12 protein-coding genes and 1 pseudogene are annotated in these 17,064 nt (G+C 68.7%); 6 read left to right on the top strand and 7 right to left on the bottom strand.

Annotation, left to right across the window (positions count from 1 at the left end; genetic code table 11):
- Positions 1-655: 655 nt before the first annotated feature.
- Positions 656-1,549 (top strand): hypothetical protein, encoded by an 894-nt coding sequence (locus ACQY5G_RS13865; RefSeq protein WP_428274903.1) that lies wholly within the window; start codon positions 656-658, stop codon positions 1,547-1,549.
- A gap of 53 nt (positions 1,550-1,602) precedes the next feature.
- Positions 1,603-1,680 (top strand): annotated as a pseudogene (locus ACQY5G_RS13870) (alpha-amylase/4-alpha-glucanotransferase domain-containing protein); the annotation flags it as partial.
- A 50-nt stretch (positions 1,681-1,730) separates the two neighbouring features.
- Here the strand turns inward: ACQY5G_RS13870 and ACQY5G_RS13875 are convergent.
- Positions 1,731-2,807, bottom strand: coding sequence for a hypothetical protein (locus ACQY5G_RS13875; protein ID WP_428274905.1), 1,077 nt, complete (start codon positions 2,805-2,807; stop codon positions 1,731-1,733).
- A gap of 353 nt (positions 2,808-3,160) precedes the next feature.
- On the opposite strand from ACQY5G_RS13875, the gene glgP reads away from it, so the two are divergent.
- Positions 3,161-5,392 carry an alpha-glucan family phosphorylase gene (gene glgP / locus ACQY5G_RS13880; RefSeq protein ID WP_428274907.1) on the top strand — a complete coding sequence of 744 codons (2,232 nt, stop codon included), beginning with the start codon at positions 3,161-3,163 and terminating at the stop codon, positions 5,390-5,392.
- Between the two features lie 26 nt (positions 5,393-5,418).
- Here glgP and ACQY5G_RS13885 read toward each other — a convergent pair whose 3' ends face one another.
- Genes ACQY5G_RS13885 through ACQY5G_RS13905 form a run of 5 tightly spaced genes read right to left on the bottom strand, consistent with a single transcriptional unit; the run spans position 5,419 to position 10,862 of the window.
- Positions 5,419-6,171: an esterase family protein gene (locus tag ACQY5G_RS13885; RefSeq protein WP_428274909.1), complete on the bottom strand. Its 753-nt coding sequence runs from the start codon at positions 6,169-6,171 to the stop codon at positions 5,419-5,421.
- On the bottom strand, positions 6,168-7,445 hold the full coding sequence (locus ACQY5G_RS13890) for an ATP-grasp domain-containing protein (RefSeq protein ID WP_428274911.1): 1,278 nt from the start codon (positions 7,443-7,445) through the stop codon (positions 6,168-6,170). The genes ACQY5G_RS13885 and ACQY5G_RS13890 overlap by 4 nt, the downstream gene beginning before the upstream one ends.
- On the bottom strand, positions 7,442-8,638 hold the full coding sequence (locus ACQY5G_RS13895; protein ID WP_428274913.1) for an alpha/beta hydrolase: 1,197 nt from the start codon (positions 8,636-8,638) through the stop codon (positions 7,442-7,444). The genes ACQY5G_RS13890 and ACQY5G_RS13895 overlap by 4 nt, the downstream gene beginning before the upstream one ends.
- Before the next feature lie 8 nt (positions 8,639-8,646).
- Positions 8,647-9,642, bottom strand: a complete 996-nt coding sequence (locus tag ACQY5G_RS13900) for a hypothetical protein (protein ID WP_428274915.1) — start codon at positions 9,640-9,642, stop codon at positions 8,647-8,649.
- Positions 9,639-10,862: an ATP-grasp domain-containing protein gene (locus tag ACQY5G_RS13905; protein WP_428274917.1), complete on the bottom strand. Its 1,224-nt coding sequence runs from the start codon at positions 10,860-10,862 to the stop codon at positions 9,639-9,641. The genes ACQY5G_RS13900 and ACQY5G_RS13905 overlap by 4 nt, the downstream gene beginning before the upstream one ends.
- A gap of 124 nt (positions 10,863-10,986) precedes the next feature.
- On the opposite strand from ACQY5G_RS13905, the gene ACQY5G_RS13910 reads away from it, so the two are divergent.
- Together ACQY5G_RS13910 and ACQY5G_RS13915 are read left to right on the top strand one after the other, a co-directional pair.
- Positions 10,987-12,210 (top strand): ATP-grasp domain-containing protein, encoded by a 1,224-nt coding sequence (locus tag ACQY5G_RS13910; RefSeq protein WP_428274919.1) that lies wholly within the window; start codon positions 10,987-10,989, stop codon positions 12,208-12,210.
- 32 nt (positions 12,211-12,242) lie between these two features.
- Entirely contained in the window at positions 12,243-13,460 is a 1,218-nt protein-coding gene (locus ACQY5G_RS13915) for an ATP-grasp domain-containing protein (protein WP_428274921.1), read from the top strand.
- Here the strand turns inward: ACQY5G_RS13915 and glgB are convergent.
- Entirely contained in the window at positions 13,448-15,547 is a 2,100-nt protein-coding gene (gene glgB / locus ACQY5G_RS13920) for a 1,4-alpha-glucan branching protein GlgB (protein WP_428274923.1), read from the bottom strand. The genes ACQY5G_RS13915 and glgB overlap by 13 nt on opposite strands.
- Positions 15,548-15,617: 70 nt before the next feature.
- Here glgB and ACQY5G_RS13925 point away from each other — a divergent pair, with 70 nt between their 5' ends.
- A complete protein-coding gene (locus ACQY5G_RS13925) occupies positions 15,618-17,057 on the top strand; it encodes a glycogen synthase (RefSeq protein WP_428274925.1) in 1,440 nt (479 codons plus the stop codon).
- Positions 17,058-17,064: the final 7 nt, after the last annotated feature.

The raw sequence follows: 17,064 nt of genomic DNA on the forward strand, positions 1-17,064 counted from the left end.
TGTGCGGAAGGAGGGCTGAGTTTGGCCCCGCACCGCTGAGGCTGCAACGGGTACGCGTCGCGAAGGGGGCTGACAGGGGTCCCGGGGAGTCAAACCGCAGGGTGTGTTGCGCCTTGCCGGTGCGGTAAGTTCGTGCGCGCTCCGGGCGACCTCGAGCCACGGTGCCACCACACCCGTTGGCCGCGACGAGAACCCGGGGTCAAGTGTCAGTCGTGTAGGGAGCAAACAGCGCCTGATCGAAGTAGCCGGGCGCGGACATCAGCCCCACGCCTACGAGCGGAACACCGAGTTCGGAGGCCGCCTTGAGATGGTCGTTCCATGTCGGTACCTACGAGATGGAGGAGGGCAGAGATGTCACTCTTCGCTGCGATACGTATGCGCCCTGGCTCTTCTGAACGGCCTGCCTCGCAGCTCGCCGCGCTTTCGTTCTTTTGAGTTTCGAACCATGGGCGATTCGCGGCAGGTAGGGATCCGCCCCGGCAGGCGACCGGCGAAGTGGTTGCTTGCAGCGGCACTGCTTCCGGCGCCGATGTCCTGCGGCGGAGGGGCCACCGTCCTGCCCGATGCCGGGACACGTCTCCGCTTTGTTGAGACTACGGATCACGCGTACGAGATCGGCGCTGTGGTCGCCCACATCGGCGCTTTGGACGAGCGAGTGAGCTTCGGATCAGTCCGTGACATCCTCGTCACCGGATCCGGCTATTATGTGGCCGACGGTCTGCACCCCCGAATCGTGCTGTTGGATCGACAGCTGAACGTCAAGGGCATCATCGGACGCGAGGGGCAGGGACCCGGAGAGTGGTCGTCACCGTCGCGGCTCGCGGGCGACGAAGGGCGAATCATCGTAATGGACGGAGGTGCCGGGCGGTTGCAGCACCTCACGCCGAGCGGGGACTTCATCTCCGTCGCGCCGTTACCTGGAAACGCACGCAGTCTCGACTACCACTCCGAACGAGGCCTCGTCGTGGCTTCCGACGCGTATCCGGACTACTACCTGGTTCGGATGTCGGGGGGCGAGAGTATTCCGTTCGCCCGGATACCGGGAGCACTTCGCGTCGCGACCGGTGAGCATTACCAGCTTCCCATGCACGAGACCGCCGTGTCCGGCGACGGGACGATCCATGTATTGGACAACGAGCATCTGGCGCTCGTCAGCTACGGGGACGACGGTCAACTTCTGGGCGTACGCTTCTTTCCGGAACCGGCTCGTTCGCTGCGACTGGACCATCGGGCGCGCACCATTGAGAGCTTCGGCGGACGGAGCCGTGTGCTGGGCGTTGGCCTTGCGCGTGTGGAGCCGCTCCCGGACGGACGATTGTTCGTCAGTTCGAGGCTGGGGGGCCAGGACCCCGTGGGCTACGTACTCGACGTCGGAGACCTGACGGCGATCCCCGTCTTTCTCTCGCCTGACTACGGAGATGGCGGATTTCCCCGCCCTTCCGACGTTCATTTCGACGGTATCGAACGCGTAGTGATGTCGAACTCCGACGCAGAGGTCATGGTGGCCGACGTAAGGCTCGTCGCTCTTGGCCGCGGCGCGACGCGCTGAGACATGCCGGGCTCCGGACCAACTCGGGATACGCACCATCGTGTGCAGGAGTACGGCGGGCCATCGCGCGCGCACAGTGCAACGACGCGTATTGGCACGGCGTGTTCGGCGGGGCCTACCTTTCCCGCCTGGAGGCAACAACACCGAGCCGAATATCCTGAGCGCTCTCACGTTCGCCTCCTTATTGAGGTGGGCCTTGCACTGGTTTCAACCTTGCGTTCCAAAGCCGGACAACCGGGAACCCAAGGGGATTCTGCCCCAGCGAGTAGAGCATCCCCTCGTCCGTGACGCCCGAAGGGACGGAGTCGCGGGCGAGCGTCGGCGGAGCGTCCCAGGCGGCAAGCAGCCGACCAGCCCGGGGGTCGAGCACCTCGATCCTCAGGTAATGGAGTGGCTGGCACGCCTCGCGAACACGGTATCCAGGACCCTCGGGTGTCTGGTCGTGTACGACCTCGAAACAATCGTCGGGCGGCGGAGACCGTGTAGGTACACGGAGGATCACCCACAGTCGGCCCCGCGGATCTTCTGCGAGGCCGGTGATCATCAACAATCCGGGTTTCCCCGGTTCCCACGTTTCCCGCACGTGGCGGGGGAGAACCCAGTCCGCCTCCCTCTTCAGCGAGAGGCTTCGGATCCCCCTGGCCGCGTCCCAGAGGTCGATTCTGTACTCGTGGAACGATGCGGACCAAACGTGTCCGCTGCGCGAGGCTCCAACCACCCATCGATGGTTCTGCACGTCGGGCACTGCTCCGACGGACACCTCATCGAAGGAAAGTGCCACATGGCCTGCCGCGTCAAAGCGGTGGAGAGCATACCCGACGCGCTCCGGCAAGTAACTCATCGCACTGATCACGTACGATGAGTCGTCCAGTACAGCGGCGTCGCAACAGTAGTTGCCGTAAAGCCGCAGGGGGTTGGTGTGAAGTACCTCGAAACTCTCCGCATCGAGCACCGTGCGGCGCAGGTTGTCAACGTCGAACACATGAATGCGATCCCTGTGGGAGCGTACCCATCGAATCCCTCTGTACTCGCCCGGCCCCTCGCCCTCGGTCCCGATCCAGCGCCGGTCCGGACTGCCGGGCGAGGCGACGAGGAAGCGATAAGCGGTCAAATCCCAGAGGAGCAACGTGCCAGCTCCCAGCACCTCCACGCCGCCAAAAGTCGAGACCCAGTCGTCCTCGTGCAGCGTGCCACCCGCAAGTACCCGACCGGGTTCGAGGTCAATCGTGTACGGCGGGGACGGATCGTTTGGAATCACAACGATCCCGGGATCCTGCGTCGCCGAAACGCCACATCCGAAACCCGCTGCAACCAGACCGACCAATGCCGGTAAGGAACATCGCTTCGCGTGGAGCCTCGTTGCGATAATCGAGTGCATACGAACAACGTACCCCCCCCTGACGACGCGGCAACCGAGGCTTTCTTCGGGAACATCGTCCGAGTGGGACCGAGGTAGTCCGGCCGGGATTCCGGGGAGTGAAACCGCCGGGTGTGTCGCGTCTGGCCGAGTGCGGTAAGTTCGTGCGCGCTCCGGGCGGCCCGGAGCCCCGGCGCCGCCCAACCGCTGATTGCGGCCAGCACCCTCGCTGAAGCAAGGAGACGCACAAGGACGTGAGTCCGCGCGAAAGGACGACCACCGCTGAAGACGCGCGATGTCCCCGGCTGCCCGACCGCCTCGGGGGGTTGTGGACGCTCGCGAACGACCTCTCGTGGACGTGGAATCCGGAGGCCCCGACCCTCTTCCGGGCCATCGATCCGCCGCTGTGGCGCCGCACGCGGCACAACCCCGTGGCGCTGTTGCGAACCGTCGGAGCCGAGCGCCTTCGCAGCGTGGCCGAAGATCCTGTCTTCCTCCGGAGATACGACGCGGCGCTGGACGTTCGGCGCGACGCCGTAGCCGTCGGTCACGCGCGGGAACCCGGGACAGCCGGGCACGCCGACGACGTCGGGGCGGACGCCACCCCGACCTGGTTCGACGAGCGTTATCCCGCGTTCCGCGACCTCCCGGTGGCGTACTTCTGCGCGGAATTCGCGTTGCACGAGTCCATCCCCATCTACTCCGGGGGACTCGGCGTGCTCGCGGGGGACCATCTCAAGGCGGCGTCGGAACTGGGGGTCCCCCTTGTCGGGGTCGGGCTGATGTACGCGCACGGCTACTTCGACCAGACGCTGGGGTCGGACGGCTGGCAGGACGATGCGGACGACCCGCTCGACCCCGACCTGACCCCGCTGGAGCGGTTGCGGGGCGTGGACGGCGTCCCCTGGCTCGCTTCGATCCGCGGCGGGGGACGCCGCATCCATATCGGGGCGTGGAGGCTGCGCGTCGGCCGCGTCTCGCTGTACCTCCTCGACACGGATCTCGAGGAGAACGATCCCGCCGACCGGGGCCTCTCCCACCAACTCTACGCGGGCGGCGCGGATCACCGGCTGCGGCAGGAAGCGATCCTCGGCGTCGGCGGCGTGCGCGTGCTCGCCGCGCTCGGGATCGAGCCCGGGGCGTGGCACGCGAACGAGGGACACGCGGCGTTCATGATGGTGGAGCGCGTGCGCCGGCTGATGCGGGACGGCCGGTCCTTCGCGGACGCGGTGTCCCGGGTCCGGGCCTCGACCGTTTTCACGACGCATACGCCCGTATCCGCGGGTCACGACGTGTTCTCCCACGCCCAGATGCGCGAATGGATCGGCGAGACGTTCTGGGAAGAGATCCCTCACCGCGAGGAGTTGCTGGGACTCGGTCGCCATCCGGACGACGAGGCGCAGGACCGATTCCACATGACGGCGGCGGCGATCCGGCTGTCGCGACGCGTCAACGGCGTCTCCGCGCGGCACGGGCGCGTGAGCCGGAACATCTGGCGCGGCCTCTGGGAGGACCGTGCGGCCGGAGAGGTACCGATCCGGCACGTGACGAACGGGGTCCACCTCGCCACGTGGATGAGCGATGACATCGCCGGTCTCCTGGACGAATGGCTGCCCGCCGGGTGGCGATGCACGGACGACGAAGCGATGTGGGGCGCGGTGCGCGACGTGCCGGCGCCGGCGCTGTGGCGCGTGCGGCGCCGGCTGAAGCTCCGGCTCCTCGATCTGATGCGCGACGAGGCCAGACGCCGATGGCCCGGCCACTGGACGGAGTCGGCTCACCTCGCCGGAGCCGGCACGCTGATGAGCCCCGAGCCGCTCACGATCGGGTTCGCACGGCGCTTCGCGACGTACAAGCGCGCGGACCTCATCTTCCGCGACCGTGAACGCCTGCTGGCGCTACTCTCGGACCCCGCCCGCCCCGTGCAGTTGATCTTCGCCGGGAAGGCGCACCCGCGGGACGACGACGGGAAGCGCGTCCTCCAGCGCGTGTACGAGCATACCCGCGATCCGGAGTTCGAAGGGCGAATCGCCTTTCTCGAGAACTACGGACTCCATGCGGCGCACGGTCTCGTCGAGGGCGTGGACCTGTGGCTCAACCTCCCTCGGGTCCCGCTGGAGGCGAGCGGGACGAGCGGGATGAAGGCCGCCCTCAACGGCGTACCCCAGCTCGCGACCGCGGACGGCTGGTGGGAGGAGGGTTTCGAGGGCGACAACGGGTGGATCATCCCGCTCGCCCCCGCGACGGCGAGCGAGGAGGAGGTGGACGAGCACGATGCCGAACACCTCTTCCGGCTCCTGGAGGAGGACGTCATCCCCCTCTACTACGATCGGCCCGGCGCCGGGGCCGCGGACGACGCCCCGGCAAGCTGGCTCGCGCCCGCCCGGCGCGCGATCGAGGTGGCAGGCGCGCGATTCACGGCGGGCCGCATGGTGCGGGACTACGCGCGGGACTACTACGTCCCGTCGCTGCGCGGCGACGACTGATCGCGAAGCCTGATGAGAACGGCGGACTAGGGAGGCGGGAGGAGCTCGTCGAGGTAGCGGACGAGCATGTTGCGCCACGTGGGCCAGTCGTGGTGCCACTCCTCGCCCCAGTCGTCCATCCGGTTCGGCACGCCTTTTTGCCCCAGGAGTGAGGCCGCGCGCCAGGATTCGCCGATATCCTCCGCCCGCCCGCTCCCGGAGGCGAGGAGGACGAAACGCCGGCGCAGCAGGTCGAGCGTCTCGCCCTCGAGTTGCGGCAGATGGTGCACGGGCGAGGCTCGGTAGAAGTCGCCCGTCGCTCTCGCCTCGACGCCGGTGTCGTCTTTCAAAAAACGCTGGAGATCGTACGTGCCGCTCATGCACACGGCGTGCGAGAAGGCGTCGGGGAACCGGCACAGCGCGGCGAGCGCGTTGAACGCTCCGATGGAGGAGCCTGCGACGATGACCTCGATCCCCGGATCGTTGCAGTCCTCCCGGATCATGGGGACGAACTCGCGGTAGACGAACTCCTGAAACCGGTTCAGGACGGCCATGCGGTGTTCGGGGGTCCCCTCGCGTCCGAGCATGACGCGGCCCGCCACGCTGTCGCACGAATAGACCTTGATCCGGCCGTCCGTCAGGTAGTCCGCCACCGTGTCGATGACGAGAAAGCGCTCGATCTCCTCTGCATCTCCTCCGGCCGTGGGAAACATGAGGAAGGGCACGCCGACCTCGCCCCACCGCGCGACGTTGACCTCCTGTCCGAGACGATGCGACCACCAACTGGCATTGAGCTTCATGAGGCAAGAATCGGCACGGCGCCGGGGGGTTCCTCCCGGCGGGCCGCCTGTATGCGGTCGAAGAAGAGGGCGGTGAACTCCTCGATCTCGTGATCGGGGTAGAGCGAGGCCACCTTCGCGCGCACCGCCTCGTGAGCCGCCTCGCTGCCGAAGAACTCGTCGGCCACCTCGTCCAGCTCCGCGAGATGCGTCTCGCAGAACTCCACGAAGCGGTCGGTCTCGAACCTGGCCTCCGCGATCCCGGCGCAGGCTCGAACCCTCTCGCCGACCGACATCCCCGGACGGCAGGCCTCGAGGAACGGCTGCCAATCGAGGTTGATGCGCATCCTGCGCCGGGTCGCCGCACAGAAGAGGGACCAGCGGAGATTCGCCTTGATGAGCCAGGGGAAGTGGTAGTGGAGCGAGGTGACCTGCGAATCCGGACAGGGGTTCGCGAAGTCGATCGGCATCCACCGCCCGCCGCTGCGAAGCACCTCGCACGAGTTGAAATCCCACCCGAAGAAGGCGTTGATCGTGAGCGTCGTGTCGCGGATCGCGCCGGCGTCCGTCGGCTCGAGATGATCGCGCTCGACGGTGTAGCGGTCGTGCGCCGGGGCGCCGGGGTCGTAGAGAACGGCCCGCGTCTGGGGTCCCAGCCCGATGCAGCGGACGAAACGGTCGTGCTCCACCCCCTGCTGGAGGTGCATGACGAACTTGCCGCTCTCGTCGTAGGCGGCGCCGAGCGCTTCGTCGTCCCCGATCCGCGACACGCCGCGCCAGCCGCCGCCGTCGTACGGCTTCATGAACACGGGATAGCCCAGGTCGCGCGCCACGGCGGGCAGGTCGAAGAGCCGCGCGTAGCGTTTCAGGGTGACCGCCAGATCGTCCTGCGGATCGTAGGACTTGGGCGGGATGAGCCACGTCCGCGGAACGGGGAGACCCAGCCTCATCATCGCGCAGTAAGTGGAGTGCTTCTCCATCGACTGGACGCTCCACGGATTGTTGAACACGTAGAGCCCGTCCATGATCACGGACTTCTTGATCCACTCCCGCGTCGGAAAAAACCAGTGCGTGAGGCGGTCGATGACGACGTCGTACTTCCCCTTCTGCTGCAGGTCGAAGGGCTCGATCATGACGTCCTCGATATGGAACCGGATCGTGCCATCGGACGAGGGAATCCGGGGGTTCAGCCGTTCGAGGATCGCGCGATAGGCGATGGGCCAGCAGAGGTCCGCCCCGAGCGAGAGGCCGATGCGGCGCGTGACCTCGCCCGCGGACGTCGACGGAGCCGTCACTCGTAGACCATCCAGAGCGGACCCGGGAAGAGCCACGACAGGCCCTCGCGCAGACGGTCGCGCCAGTTCTCCCAGTTGTGGCCGTCGCGCGACTCGACGAAGCGTACGTCCGCGCCGCCGCGACGGAGAGCGTGTATCAGGGCTCGGTTCTCCGAGACCAGCGGTTCGTAGACGCCCACGGAGACGAACGCCTTCTCCGCGATGGCGGTCGGCACGGCCCGGTACGCGTTCATCATGTCGACGATGCGGTCGAAGACGGGGCCGCTCTCGTTGTCGCCGATGTCCGTGAAGAGGAATGAGCCCGACTGGAGCAGGATGCGGCCGAAGCGGCCGGGGTATTCGAGCGCGGCGTGGAAGGATGCGACGGCGCCCAGACTCGCGCCCATGAGGCCGCGCGACTCCGGATCCGGGAGGAGCGGATAGTCGCGTTCGAGGCGCGGGAGCAACTCTTCGGCGACGAACCGGGCGTGCGCCGGATCTGCCGAGTATTCCGACATCCGGTCGCCCGGGTGCAGAAGGGCGACGATCATCCGGGGGACCTCGAAGCGGTCGATCAGTCGGTCGAGCACGTGCTTCAGGCCGGCGTACTCGACGTAGTCCCCGCCGTCGTGCACGATGAGCAGCGGGTAGCGCCGGTTGGCGCGGAACTCCGCCGGACGGTACACCGTCACGTGACGGGCGGATTCGAGCGCCTCGCTCTCGACCGCGAGTTCGTCCATTTCGCCGGGCCGGACTTCCCCGCTCTCACGGGCCCAGTCGGGGATCTCGTAGCCCCGTGCCTGCACGACCGAGTTCGCGCCGAACGGGTCGCGGGCGCGTTGGGGGTTCAGCGGATCCTCGATCCATTCGGCGCGGCCGCGGGCGAGCACCTCGATCTTGTACTCCACCCGGGACTCGTCGGGGAGTTCGAGCGTGTAGCACCAGAGATCGGTTCCGTCCAGGCGGCGGAAGGGCGCCGAGGTCTGGAGTCCGTGCACCCAGTGTCGCAGGCGCACGGCGTCGGCGTGGCCCCGGTACACGAAGGTGTAGAGTGGCGGCTCGGCGAGGGGGAACTCGTTCGCATCGACGAACGCGTCGACCGCATCCGCCGCACCGACACCCGAGACGAGCTGCTTCTCGAGCGCCGCGATCGCGGGCGAACGCGGCATCGACAGGTCGTACCCGTGTTCCCGGGCGCCGGCGTCGAATCGCATGGGCCGGACTACGCCGCCTGGCGGAAGAGGACCCGGCGGCCCATCAGATCGAGGCGCTCGGCACCGTCCACGCCGCTCCAGCCGTCGCCGGCCCGGTCGATGCGGCGGCCCGGGTCGAGGAGGACGCAGGAGGCCGGGGCGAAGCGGGCTGCGAGCCGTGCCCCCCGCGTCCGGTCGTCCAGCGCCAGGCGGGCCGAGGCGTGGGGAAGCGCGACGATCCCCTCGGCGATCCCGAGTCCCGCATCGAACACCTCGGGGTTCCCCTCCCCCCACGGCGGCCGATCGTGAAAGAGGACGATGCGCTCCGTCAGCGCCATCGCGCCCGCCGAGCGGGCGATCACGGTGCGCCCTCCGAGGAGTTCCCGTCCGCCGAATAGACGAAGCCGGCTGAGCAGATTCGAGACGTGCCCGCCCTCGAGGACGATCAGTTCGACCCCCTCGAGGCGCGCGTTCACCTCCCGTCGCTGCGACCGCACGGCATCGCGCTCACCCGGCGCCATGCGCCCTTCGAACTCCGAACGAATCTCGACCACGCGGTCCAGATGGCGCGCATCGAGGCGTCGAATCGCTTCGAGGGCCTCTTCCCGCTCGGCGGCGAGAACCGTCTCGTCCCCCCGCAGCTCGGCCAGCCGCCGATGCGCCTCGACGAGACCGTGGAGCCGCAGGTTGTAGGCGCGGCGCAGCGCTCGGAGCCGGTTCCGGCTCTCCAGGTGCGCACGCGCGAGTTCCGCGTCCGCCTCGGCGATCCGGTCGGAGCGCCGATAGAGTTCAAGATCCACGACGCGGTCCGCCAGGCGGGGATTGATGAGTCCTTCGTTCGCCTCCCGGTCTCGCCATCCGGCGGTGATGGCCCCGATCCGCGCGCCCGGTGAGAGCGCGCCACTGGCCTCCAGTTCCCACACCACGTCGATGAGCGCAAGGTCGCCCCCTCGCGGACCCAGGAGGACGAGCCGGGACGGGAACCCGGCGTCGCCCGTGGCCCGGCGCCTTCTCGACACCCTCATGCGGCGCGCACTCTCACCCAGCGCCCGACCGCGTCGAGCATTTCGCGCAGTTCGTCGTAATCCGGGTGCCGCAGACGGAGCCAGGCGTTCGCCATGTATCCGGCTTCCACCGGCTGGGTGGGCGTACCGGGCGGCGGCAGGTGCGTGTCGATGATCCACTCCCCGAAGCGTGCTTCCACCTTCTCCAGACCCTCATACCCCGCGATCCGCCCATCGTTTTCGGGCCGCAACGTCACGATCCCCGCGGAGTACCGGCGCGATGCGTCCCGCAGTTTCCGGCCGTGCACGATGCAGGCCGCCCACTCGCGGTACACATCCAGCTCGTTCGCCGCGCCGTACAGATCCCAGGCCCGGACGCCGGGCGGACGGCAACCGATCTCGGAGAATCTGAGCCCCTTCTCTCCGAAGAACCATTCCATGTGGGTGGCGGAGGTCCCGATCTCGAGCGCATCGATGACCCGCTGCCCCAGGTCCCGGACCTCCGCGTAGGCGTCGGCGGCGTCGATCCGGTTCGTGGCGATGAACTGGGGCGACACCTCGCGCATCCGCATCGCCTCGAGCACGTTCGGGTAGTAGTGGGTCATGAAATCGTGGACCACCACGCCGTCCACCGTCAGCGTGTCGTAGAAGGCCTCGTGTCCGTCCACGAACTCCTCGACGGCGACTTCGGCGCCATGCCCGACGCCGAGGCGCGGGAGCAGCGCCGCAAGCTGCGCCTCATCGTCGACGCGATACGTGCCCGAGGCGCCGGCCCCGGCGCGAGGTTTCACGATGAGCGGATAACCGATCCTCCGGCCGAAACCCGCGATCTCCCCGGCGTCGCCTCCCCCCATGGATTGAGCGGTCGCGATCCCCGCGGCGCGGAGGGCGTCCTTCATTGCCGGCTTGTCGCGGCACAGGTGCGCGGTCCTCACCGAGGTCCCGGCCAGTCCGGCGGCTTCCCGCACGCGGGCGACCGGAAGGATGTGGGCTTCCACCGTGGCCTCGAGGCGATCCACGGGTCGCCGCCGGTGGATCTCGTTAAGGGCGTGCGCGAGCGCGCCCTCGTCGCACACGGAGCCGACCTGCTCGTAGCAGGTGAGCCACCGGTGCAGATCCGGGCCGAGCGCCTCCACCGGGGCTTCGCCCACCGCCGACACGTCCGCGCCGATTTCGTGCAGACCGCGTACGAAGTCCTTCTGGTTCCCGGGAAACAGGGGTTCAACGAATACGACGTGCATTGCTTCGCCAACGACTCGTGGGAAAAACTTCACTTTGAGGGCCCGACATAGTACAGTCCCTGCTCTCAAACGCCAGCCCGTCCGGCGGCGGCCGTCCGGCCCGCCGCGGGAACCCGGAAGATCCATGCACAACGTCGCATTCGTCGCCCCGTTCTATCTCCCTACCACGCTGCGCTTTCTGGAGGCCGCCGCGGGGCTCGCCGACGTGCGCCTCGGGGTCGTGACGCAGGAACCGCTCGAACGAACGCCGGCCTCCCTCCGGCAGCGGATCGCGGCGCACGTCCGGGTCGAGGACGCGCTGTCGGCGGAGGGCATCCACGTCGGGCTGCGCCGGCTCTCCGCCGAACTCGGCGGGATCGACCGTCTGCTGGGCGCGCTGGAGGAGCTTCAGGTACCGCTCGGAGAGCTGCGCGACGGGACCGGAATCGTGGGGATGGGCGCGGAGGCCGCACGCAATTTCCGCGACAAATCCCTGATGAAGGACGTGCTCCGGGCACACGGCCTGCCCTGTGCCCGGCACGCGCTGGTCCGGGACGAGGACGAGGCGACGGCCTTCTCGGAAGCGACGGGCTTCCCCCTCATCGTGAAGCCGCCGGCCGGTTCCGGCGCCCGCGGCACGTTCCGCGTGGAAACGCCGGCGCAGTTGCGCACGGCGATCGCGATGTCGCGGCCGAGCGCCGAGCGGCCGACGCTCGTCGAGGAGTTCGTCGTGGGCGAAGAACACTCCTTCGACGCGGTCTCGATCGGCGGGCGCCCGGTCTGGCACTCGATCAACCACTACCTGCCTTCCCCCCTCGAGGTCCTGCGCGAGCCGTGGATCCAGTGGTGCGTCCTCCTCCCGCGGGAGGTCGATTCGCCCCGGTACGAGGAGATCCGGCGCGTTGCCGGACCCGCGCTCGATGCGCTCGGAATGGAGACGGGGCTGAGCCACATGGAGTGGTTCCGGCGGCCGGACGGTTCGGTGGCGATCTCCGAAGTCGGGGCCCGTCCCCCGGGCGCCCAGTTCGTCACGCTGATCTCGCAGGCGCACGACTTCGACCTCTACCGTGCGTGGGCCCACCTCCTGGTCTTCGACGAGTTCGATCCCCCGCCTCGCCCCTACGCGGCCGGCGCGGCCTATCTCCGGGGACAGGGCCGGGGCCCCGTGCAACGCGTGGCCGGCATCGAGGAGATCGCGAACGACCTCGGGCCGCTCTGCGTCGAGTGGCGGCTCCCCCGAGCGGGACAGGCGCAGAGCGCGTCCTACGAGGGAGAGGGCTACATCATCGTCCGCCATCCGCGCACGGAGGTCGTCGAGGAGGCGCTGGGGCGGATCATCACCCGCGTGCGGGTGGAACTCGCCACGTAACGAAACACTCAACGGAACCACTCAACGGAACCATGAACGTCTTGATGATTTCGCCGGGTTACCCGGCCGAGATGACGTATTTCACGCGGGGACTCGCGGAAGTGGGCGCGAACGTCATCGGTCTGGGCGACCAGCCCGGGTCGGCGCTGCCCGAGGTCGCCCGAGCGAGCGTGTCCACGCACCTGCAGGTGAGGTCGCTGGCGGATGAGGCGGATGTGATGCGGCAGGTCGCCGCGCTCGCCGAGAAAACCCGCATCGACCGCGTGGAGTGTCTCTGGGAACCCTTCATGATCCTCGCGGCGCGGCTGCGGGAGATGCTGGAGCTGCCCGGGCCGACCGTCGCGCAGACGCTCCCCTTCCGCGACAAGGAGGTCATGAAGGACGTCCTCGACGGCGCGGGGATCCGGACGCCCCGCCACGGGAGGGCCACGAGCAGCGCCGAGTGCCGCGAGGTTGCGGAGCGCGTCGGCTTCCCGCTCATCGTGAAACCCGTCGACGGGGCCGGCTCGGCCGACACGCACCGGGTCGATTCGGCGCGGGACCTGGAGCGGATCCTTCCGGCCCTCCGGCACGTCCCGCAGGTCACGGTAGAGGAGTTCATCGAGGGCGAGGACATGACCTTCGACACGGTCACGGTCAGGGGGGTCGTCGCGCACTACAACATCTGCCGCTACTGGCCCCGTGCGCTCGAGTCGAAGACGCACGAGTGGCTCAGCCCCATCACCTATGCGCTGCGCGACGTGGAGGCGGATGATGTCGCGGCCGGGCGCGAGATGGGGTTCGCCGTGCTCGCCGCGCTCGGGTTCGAGACCGGCTACACGCACATGGAGTGGTACCGGACGGCGGACGGGGAGGCGGTGTTCGGCGAAATCGCCGCGAGGCCTCCCGGCGTGCGGACGGTCGACCTCATCAACTTCGCGAGCGACATCGACACCTATCGCGGGTGGGCCGAAGGCGTCGTGCACGCGAAGTGGTCGCAGCCGGTGGAACGGAAGTACAACGCCTGCTGGATCGTCAAGCGGGCGCGCGGGCAGGGCCGGATCCAGCGCATCGAGGGGCTCGGCCCCCTGCTCCAGGAGTACGGCGAGCGGGTGTGCAGCCTCGATCTGCTCCCGGTCGGGTCGCCACGGCGGAACTGGCAGGCCACGCTCGTCTCCGACGGGATGATCTTCCTCCGGCACCCCGACCTCGAGGCGCTGGAGGCGATCGCGGGCGAGTTCGCGACGCGGCTGCAACTCTACGCGGCCTGACCCCCCCTGCCCGGCTCTTCGGAGCGCGTCAGCACGAGAAAGCCCAGCGGCGGGAGATCGATCGGGAGCGAGGCGGGGCGTCCATGGTGGGTGACCACCTCCGCGCGAGCCGGAGGCGCGGTGCGCCCGCTCCCCCCGAAATCCGGGTCGCCGCTGTCCAGCAGAACGCGGTACGGCCCGGCTTCGGGAAGGGCGATCCGATACCGCGGCCACGCGGTCGCGGAGAAATTCGCGACGACGACGACCGCTCCCTCCCACTCCGGCCGCCAACGCACGTAGCTCAGTACGCTGTGCGACGCGTCGTGCACGTCCAGCCACTCGAACCCTTCCGGCCTGTGGTCGAAGGCGTGCAGCGCCGGTTCGCTCGCGTAGAGACGGTTCAGCGCGCGCACCCAGCGCCGGAGCCCGCGGTGCGCCCGGTGCGCCGGGTTCGCTGACGCATCCGGAAGACCCCAGTCCAGCGCACCATCCTCGTCCCATTCCCGCCGCTCCCCGATCTCCCCTCCCATGAAGAGCAGCTTGGCTCCCGGGTGCGTCCACATGTAGCCGAGGAGGAGGCGGAGGCCGGCGAACTTCTCCTCGTCCGTCCCCGGCATCTTCTCCACGAGAGAACACTTAAGATGAACGACTTCATCATGCGACAGGGGAAGGAGATACCGTTCCGAGTGCGCATAGTGAAGCGAGAACGTCAGGTGCCGGTGCAGGTGCGGCCGCCGCTCCGGCGGCGCGGCCAGTACCCGGAGCGTGTCGTTCATCCATCCCATGTTCCACTTGAAGTCGAACCCGAGCCCTCCCTCGTCCACCGGCGCCGTGACTCCCGGCCACGCGCTGCTCTCCTCCGCGAACAGGAGAACGCCCGGAAAATCGCGGTGGGCCATCTCCGAGAGCCCTTTGAGGAAGGCGATCGCGCCGAGGTTCTCCCGTCCCCCGAGTTCGTTCGGCTCCCACTCTCCCTCATCCCGCGAATAGTCGAGGTGGAGCATCGACGCCACCGCATCGACGCGCAGGCCGTCCACGTGGTAGTGCTCGATCCAGCAGCGCGCGCTCGAGAGGAGGAAGGAGACGACCTCGGGGCGGTCGAAATCGAAGGCGAGCGTGCCCCAGTCCGGATGAACGGCCCGCGATTCCTCCCCCATCTCGTAGAGGGGCGCGCCGTCGAACGTGCGCAGGCCGTGGAGGTCGGGGCCGAAGTGGCCGGGCACCCAGTCGAGCACGACGCCCAGCCCCAGGCGGTGGGCCTCGTCCACGAAATGCGCGAAGTCCTCCGGAGGTCCGTAGCGGGAGGTGGGGGCGAAGTACCCGACCGTCTGATATCCCCAACTTCCGTCATACGGATGTTCCATGACGGGGAGGAGTTCGATGTGCGTGAAACCCAGGTCGGCCACATAGGGCAGCAGCTCCCGGGCGAGCGCGCGGTACCCGAGCCACGAGCCGTCGGCGTTCCGGCGCCAGGAACCGGGATGGACCTCGTAGATGGAGATGGGGACTCCGGGGGTCGCGCGTTCCCGCCGGGTCTCGACCCACGCCGCATCCGTCCAGCCGTGGGGGGCGGTCGACACGACTCGCGACGCGGTGCCCGGCCTCACTTCGGCGGCGCGCCCGAGCGGATCGGCCTTGTCGACCTCGAGGGGGAGCCCGCCCGCCGCGCCGTCCGTCCCGGAGCCGACGCGGAACTTGTACAGCGCTCCGGGCCCGACGCCGGGGACGAAGCGCTCCCACACGCCGGCATCTCCCACCGGAGACATGGGATGCGCCTCCCCCTCCCACTCGTTGAACGAGCCCACGACGCTGACCCGGTGGGCGCGCGGGGCCCACACGGCGAACCGCGTACCGGCCTTCCCGCCGCGTTCGCACGGGTACGCACCGAGGAGATCATGGAGCGCAGACTCCCGTCCCGCGTGGAACGCCTCGAAGTCGGACGCCTTCAGAGGGAACGAAGGATCGCGTGCCGGGGTTTGGAGAGGTCCGGGCGGGCCGCTAGCTTTTTCCTGTTCGATCTGCCACCTCATCGCGGCGCGTCCGTCCGGACCGGACGCCGTCCCTTGCAGCCACACATTCGCCACGTCGCGACGAAGTATGAGCCGCATGCCCGCAATCGCCAAGCCAGCGCCGACACGACCGCCGGCGGGGGTCAAGCCCCCGGAGGAACTTGCCGTCGTGCATCTCGTCGCCGAGTACTGGCCGTACGCCCGCACCGGCGGCCTCGCGGAGGCGGTGCGCGGCATCGCCACCTTCCAGGCGGCCCAGGGGACCCCCGTCACGGTGTTCATGCCGCTCTACCGGTCGGTGCGCGAGGCTTTCCCCGACCTGGAACCGATTACGGACAGCTTCCGCGTGCGCGTGGGACGTCGGGTGGAGGAAGTCCGGATTCTCCAGCATCCCGGCCCGCGCCGGAACCCGCGCGTGCTCTTCGTCGACCATCCCGGGTTCTTCGACCGGGACGGGATCTACGGGGAAGGCGGGGCGGACTACACGGACAATCCGGTGCGCTTCGCGCTCTACAACCTCGCGGCGCTCCAGATTCTGCCGGAGCTCGCCAACGTGCCCGTCGTCGTGCACGCGCACGACTGGCATGCGGCCCTCGCCCCCGTATTCCTGCGCACGCGGTTCGCGGGGCGCGAGGCGCACGACCGCATGGCGGCCGTCCTCTCCATTCACAACGCCGGCTACCAGGGACTTCAGGAACCTGGCGTGATCGAGGAGATCGGGCTCCCGCGTGAGCTGTTCCACTGGCGGCTCATGGAGTTCCACGGCCACCTGAATCTCCTCAAGGGGGGGCTCGTGTTCGCGGACTACGCGACGACCGTGAGTCCCACGCACGCACACGAGCTTCGCACGGCCACCGGCGGCTTCGGTCTTCACGGCTCGTTCATCGAGATGGGCGACCGCTTCCTCGGAATCCTGAACGGAGTCGATCTGGAGGTCTGGGATCCCGAGACGGACGAGGAGATCGCCGCAACGTTCTCGAGCGCGGACCTGGCCGGGAAAGCGGTGTGCAAGCGGGCGCTGCAACGGGAATACTCCCTGGCCGAGGCGCCGCGCGAACCGTTGTACGGGATGACCGCGCGGCTCGTCGGGCAGAAGGGGCTCGACCTCCTCATCGACGGCGGGCCGCTGGAGCGGGCCGAAGGGCAGTTCATCTTTCTCGGCCAGGGCGAGGAGCGGTACGAAACGGCGCTGCGCGAGTTGGCCGGACGGCATCCCGACCGGATCGCCGTGGACACCGGGTTCACCGAACCCAAGGAGCACCGGCTCCTGGCGGGAATCGACCTCCTCCTGATGCCGTCGCTGTACGAACCGTGTGGTCTCACGCAGATGCGGGCCCAGCTCTACGGGGTGCTCCCGGTCGCCCGGCGGGTCGGGGGGCTGGCCGACACCATCGAAGACCAGGTCACGGGCTTCCTGTTCGACGGATACACGTCGGAGGATCTCGAGGTCGCGCTCGGGCGGGCCGCCACGCTCCATGCGGGGGGACCGGAGGCGTGGAACGAGCACGTGGTCCAGGCGATGACGCGCGACTTCGGCTGGGCGAGCAGCGCGGACCGCTATCTGGACGTTTACCGGCGGGCGCTCGCCGCGCACGCTCCGGGCGACTGAACCCCCC

The organism is Candidatus Palauibacter sp. (assembly GCF_965261555.1).
Taxonomy (GTDB): Bacteria; Gemmatimonadota; Gemmatimonadetes; order Palauibacterales; family Palauibacteraceae; genus Palauibacter.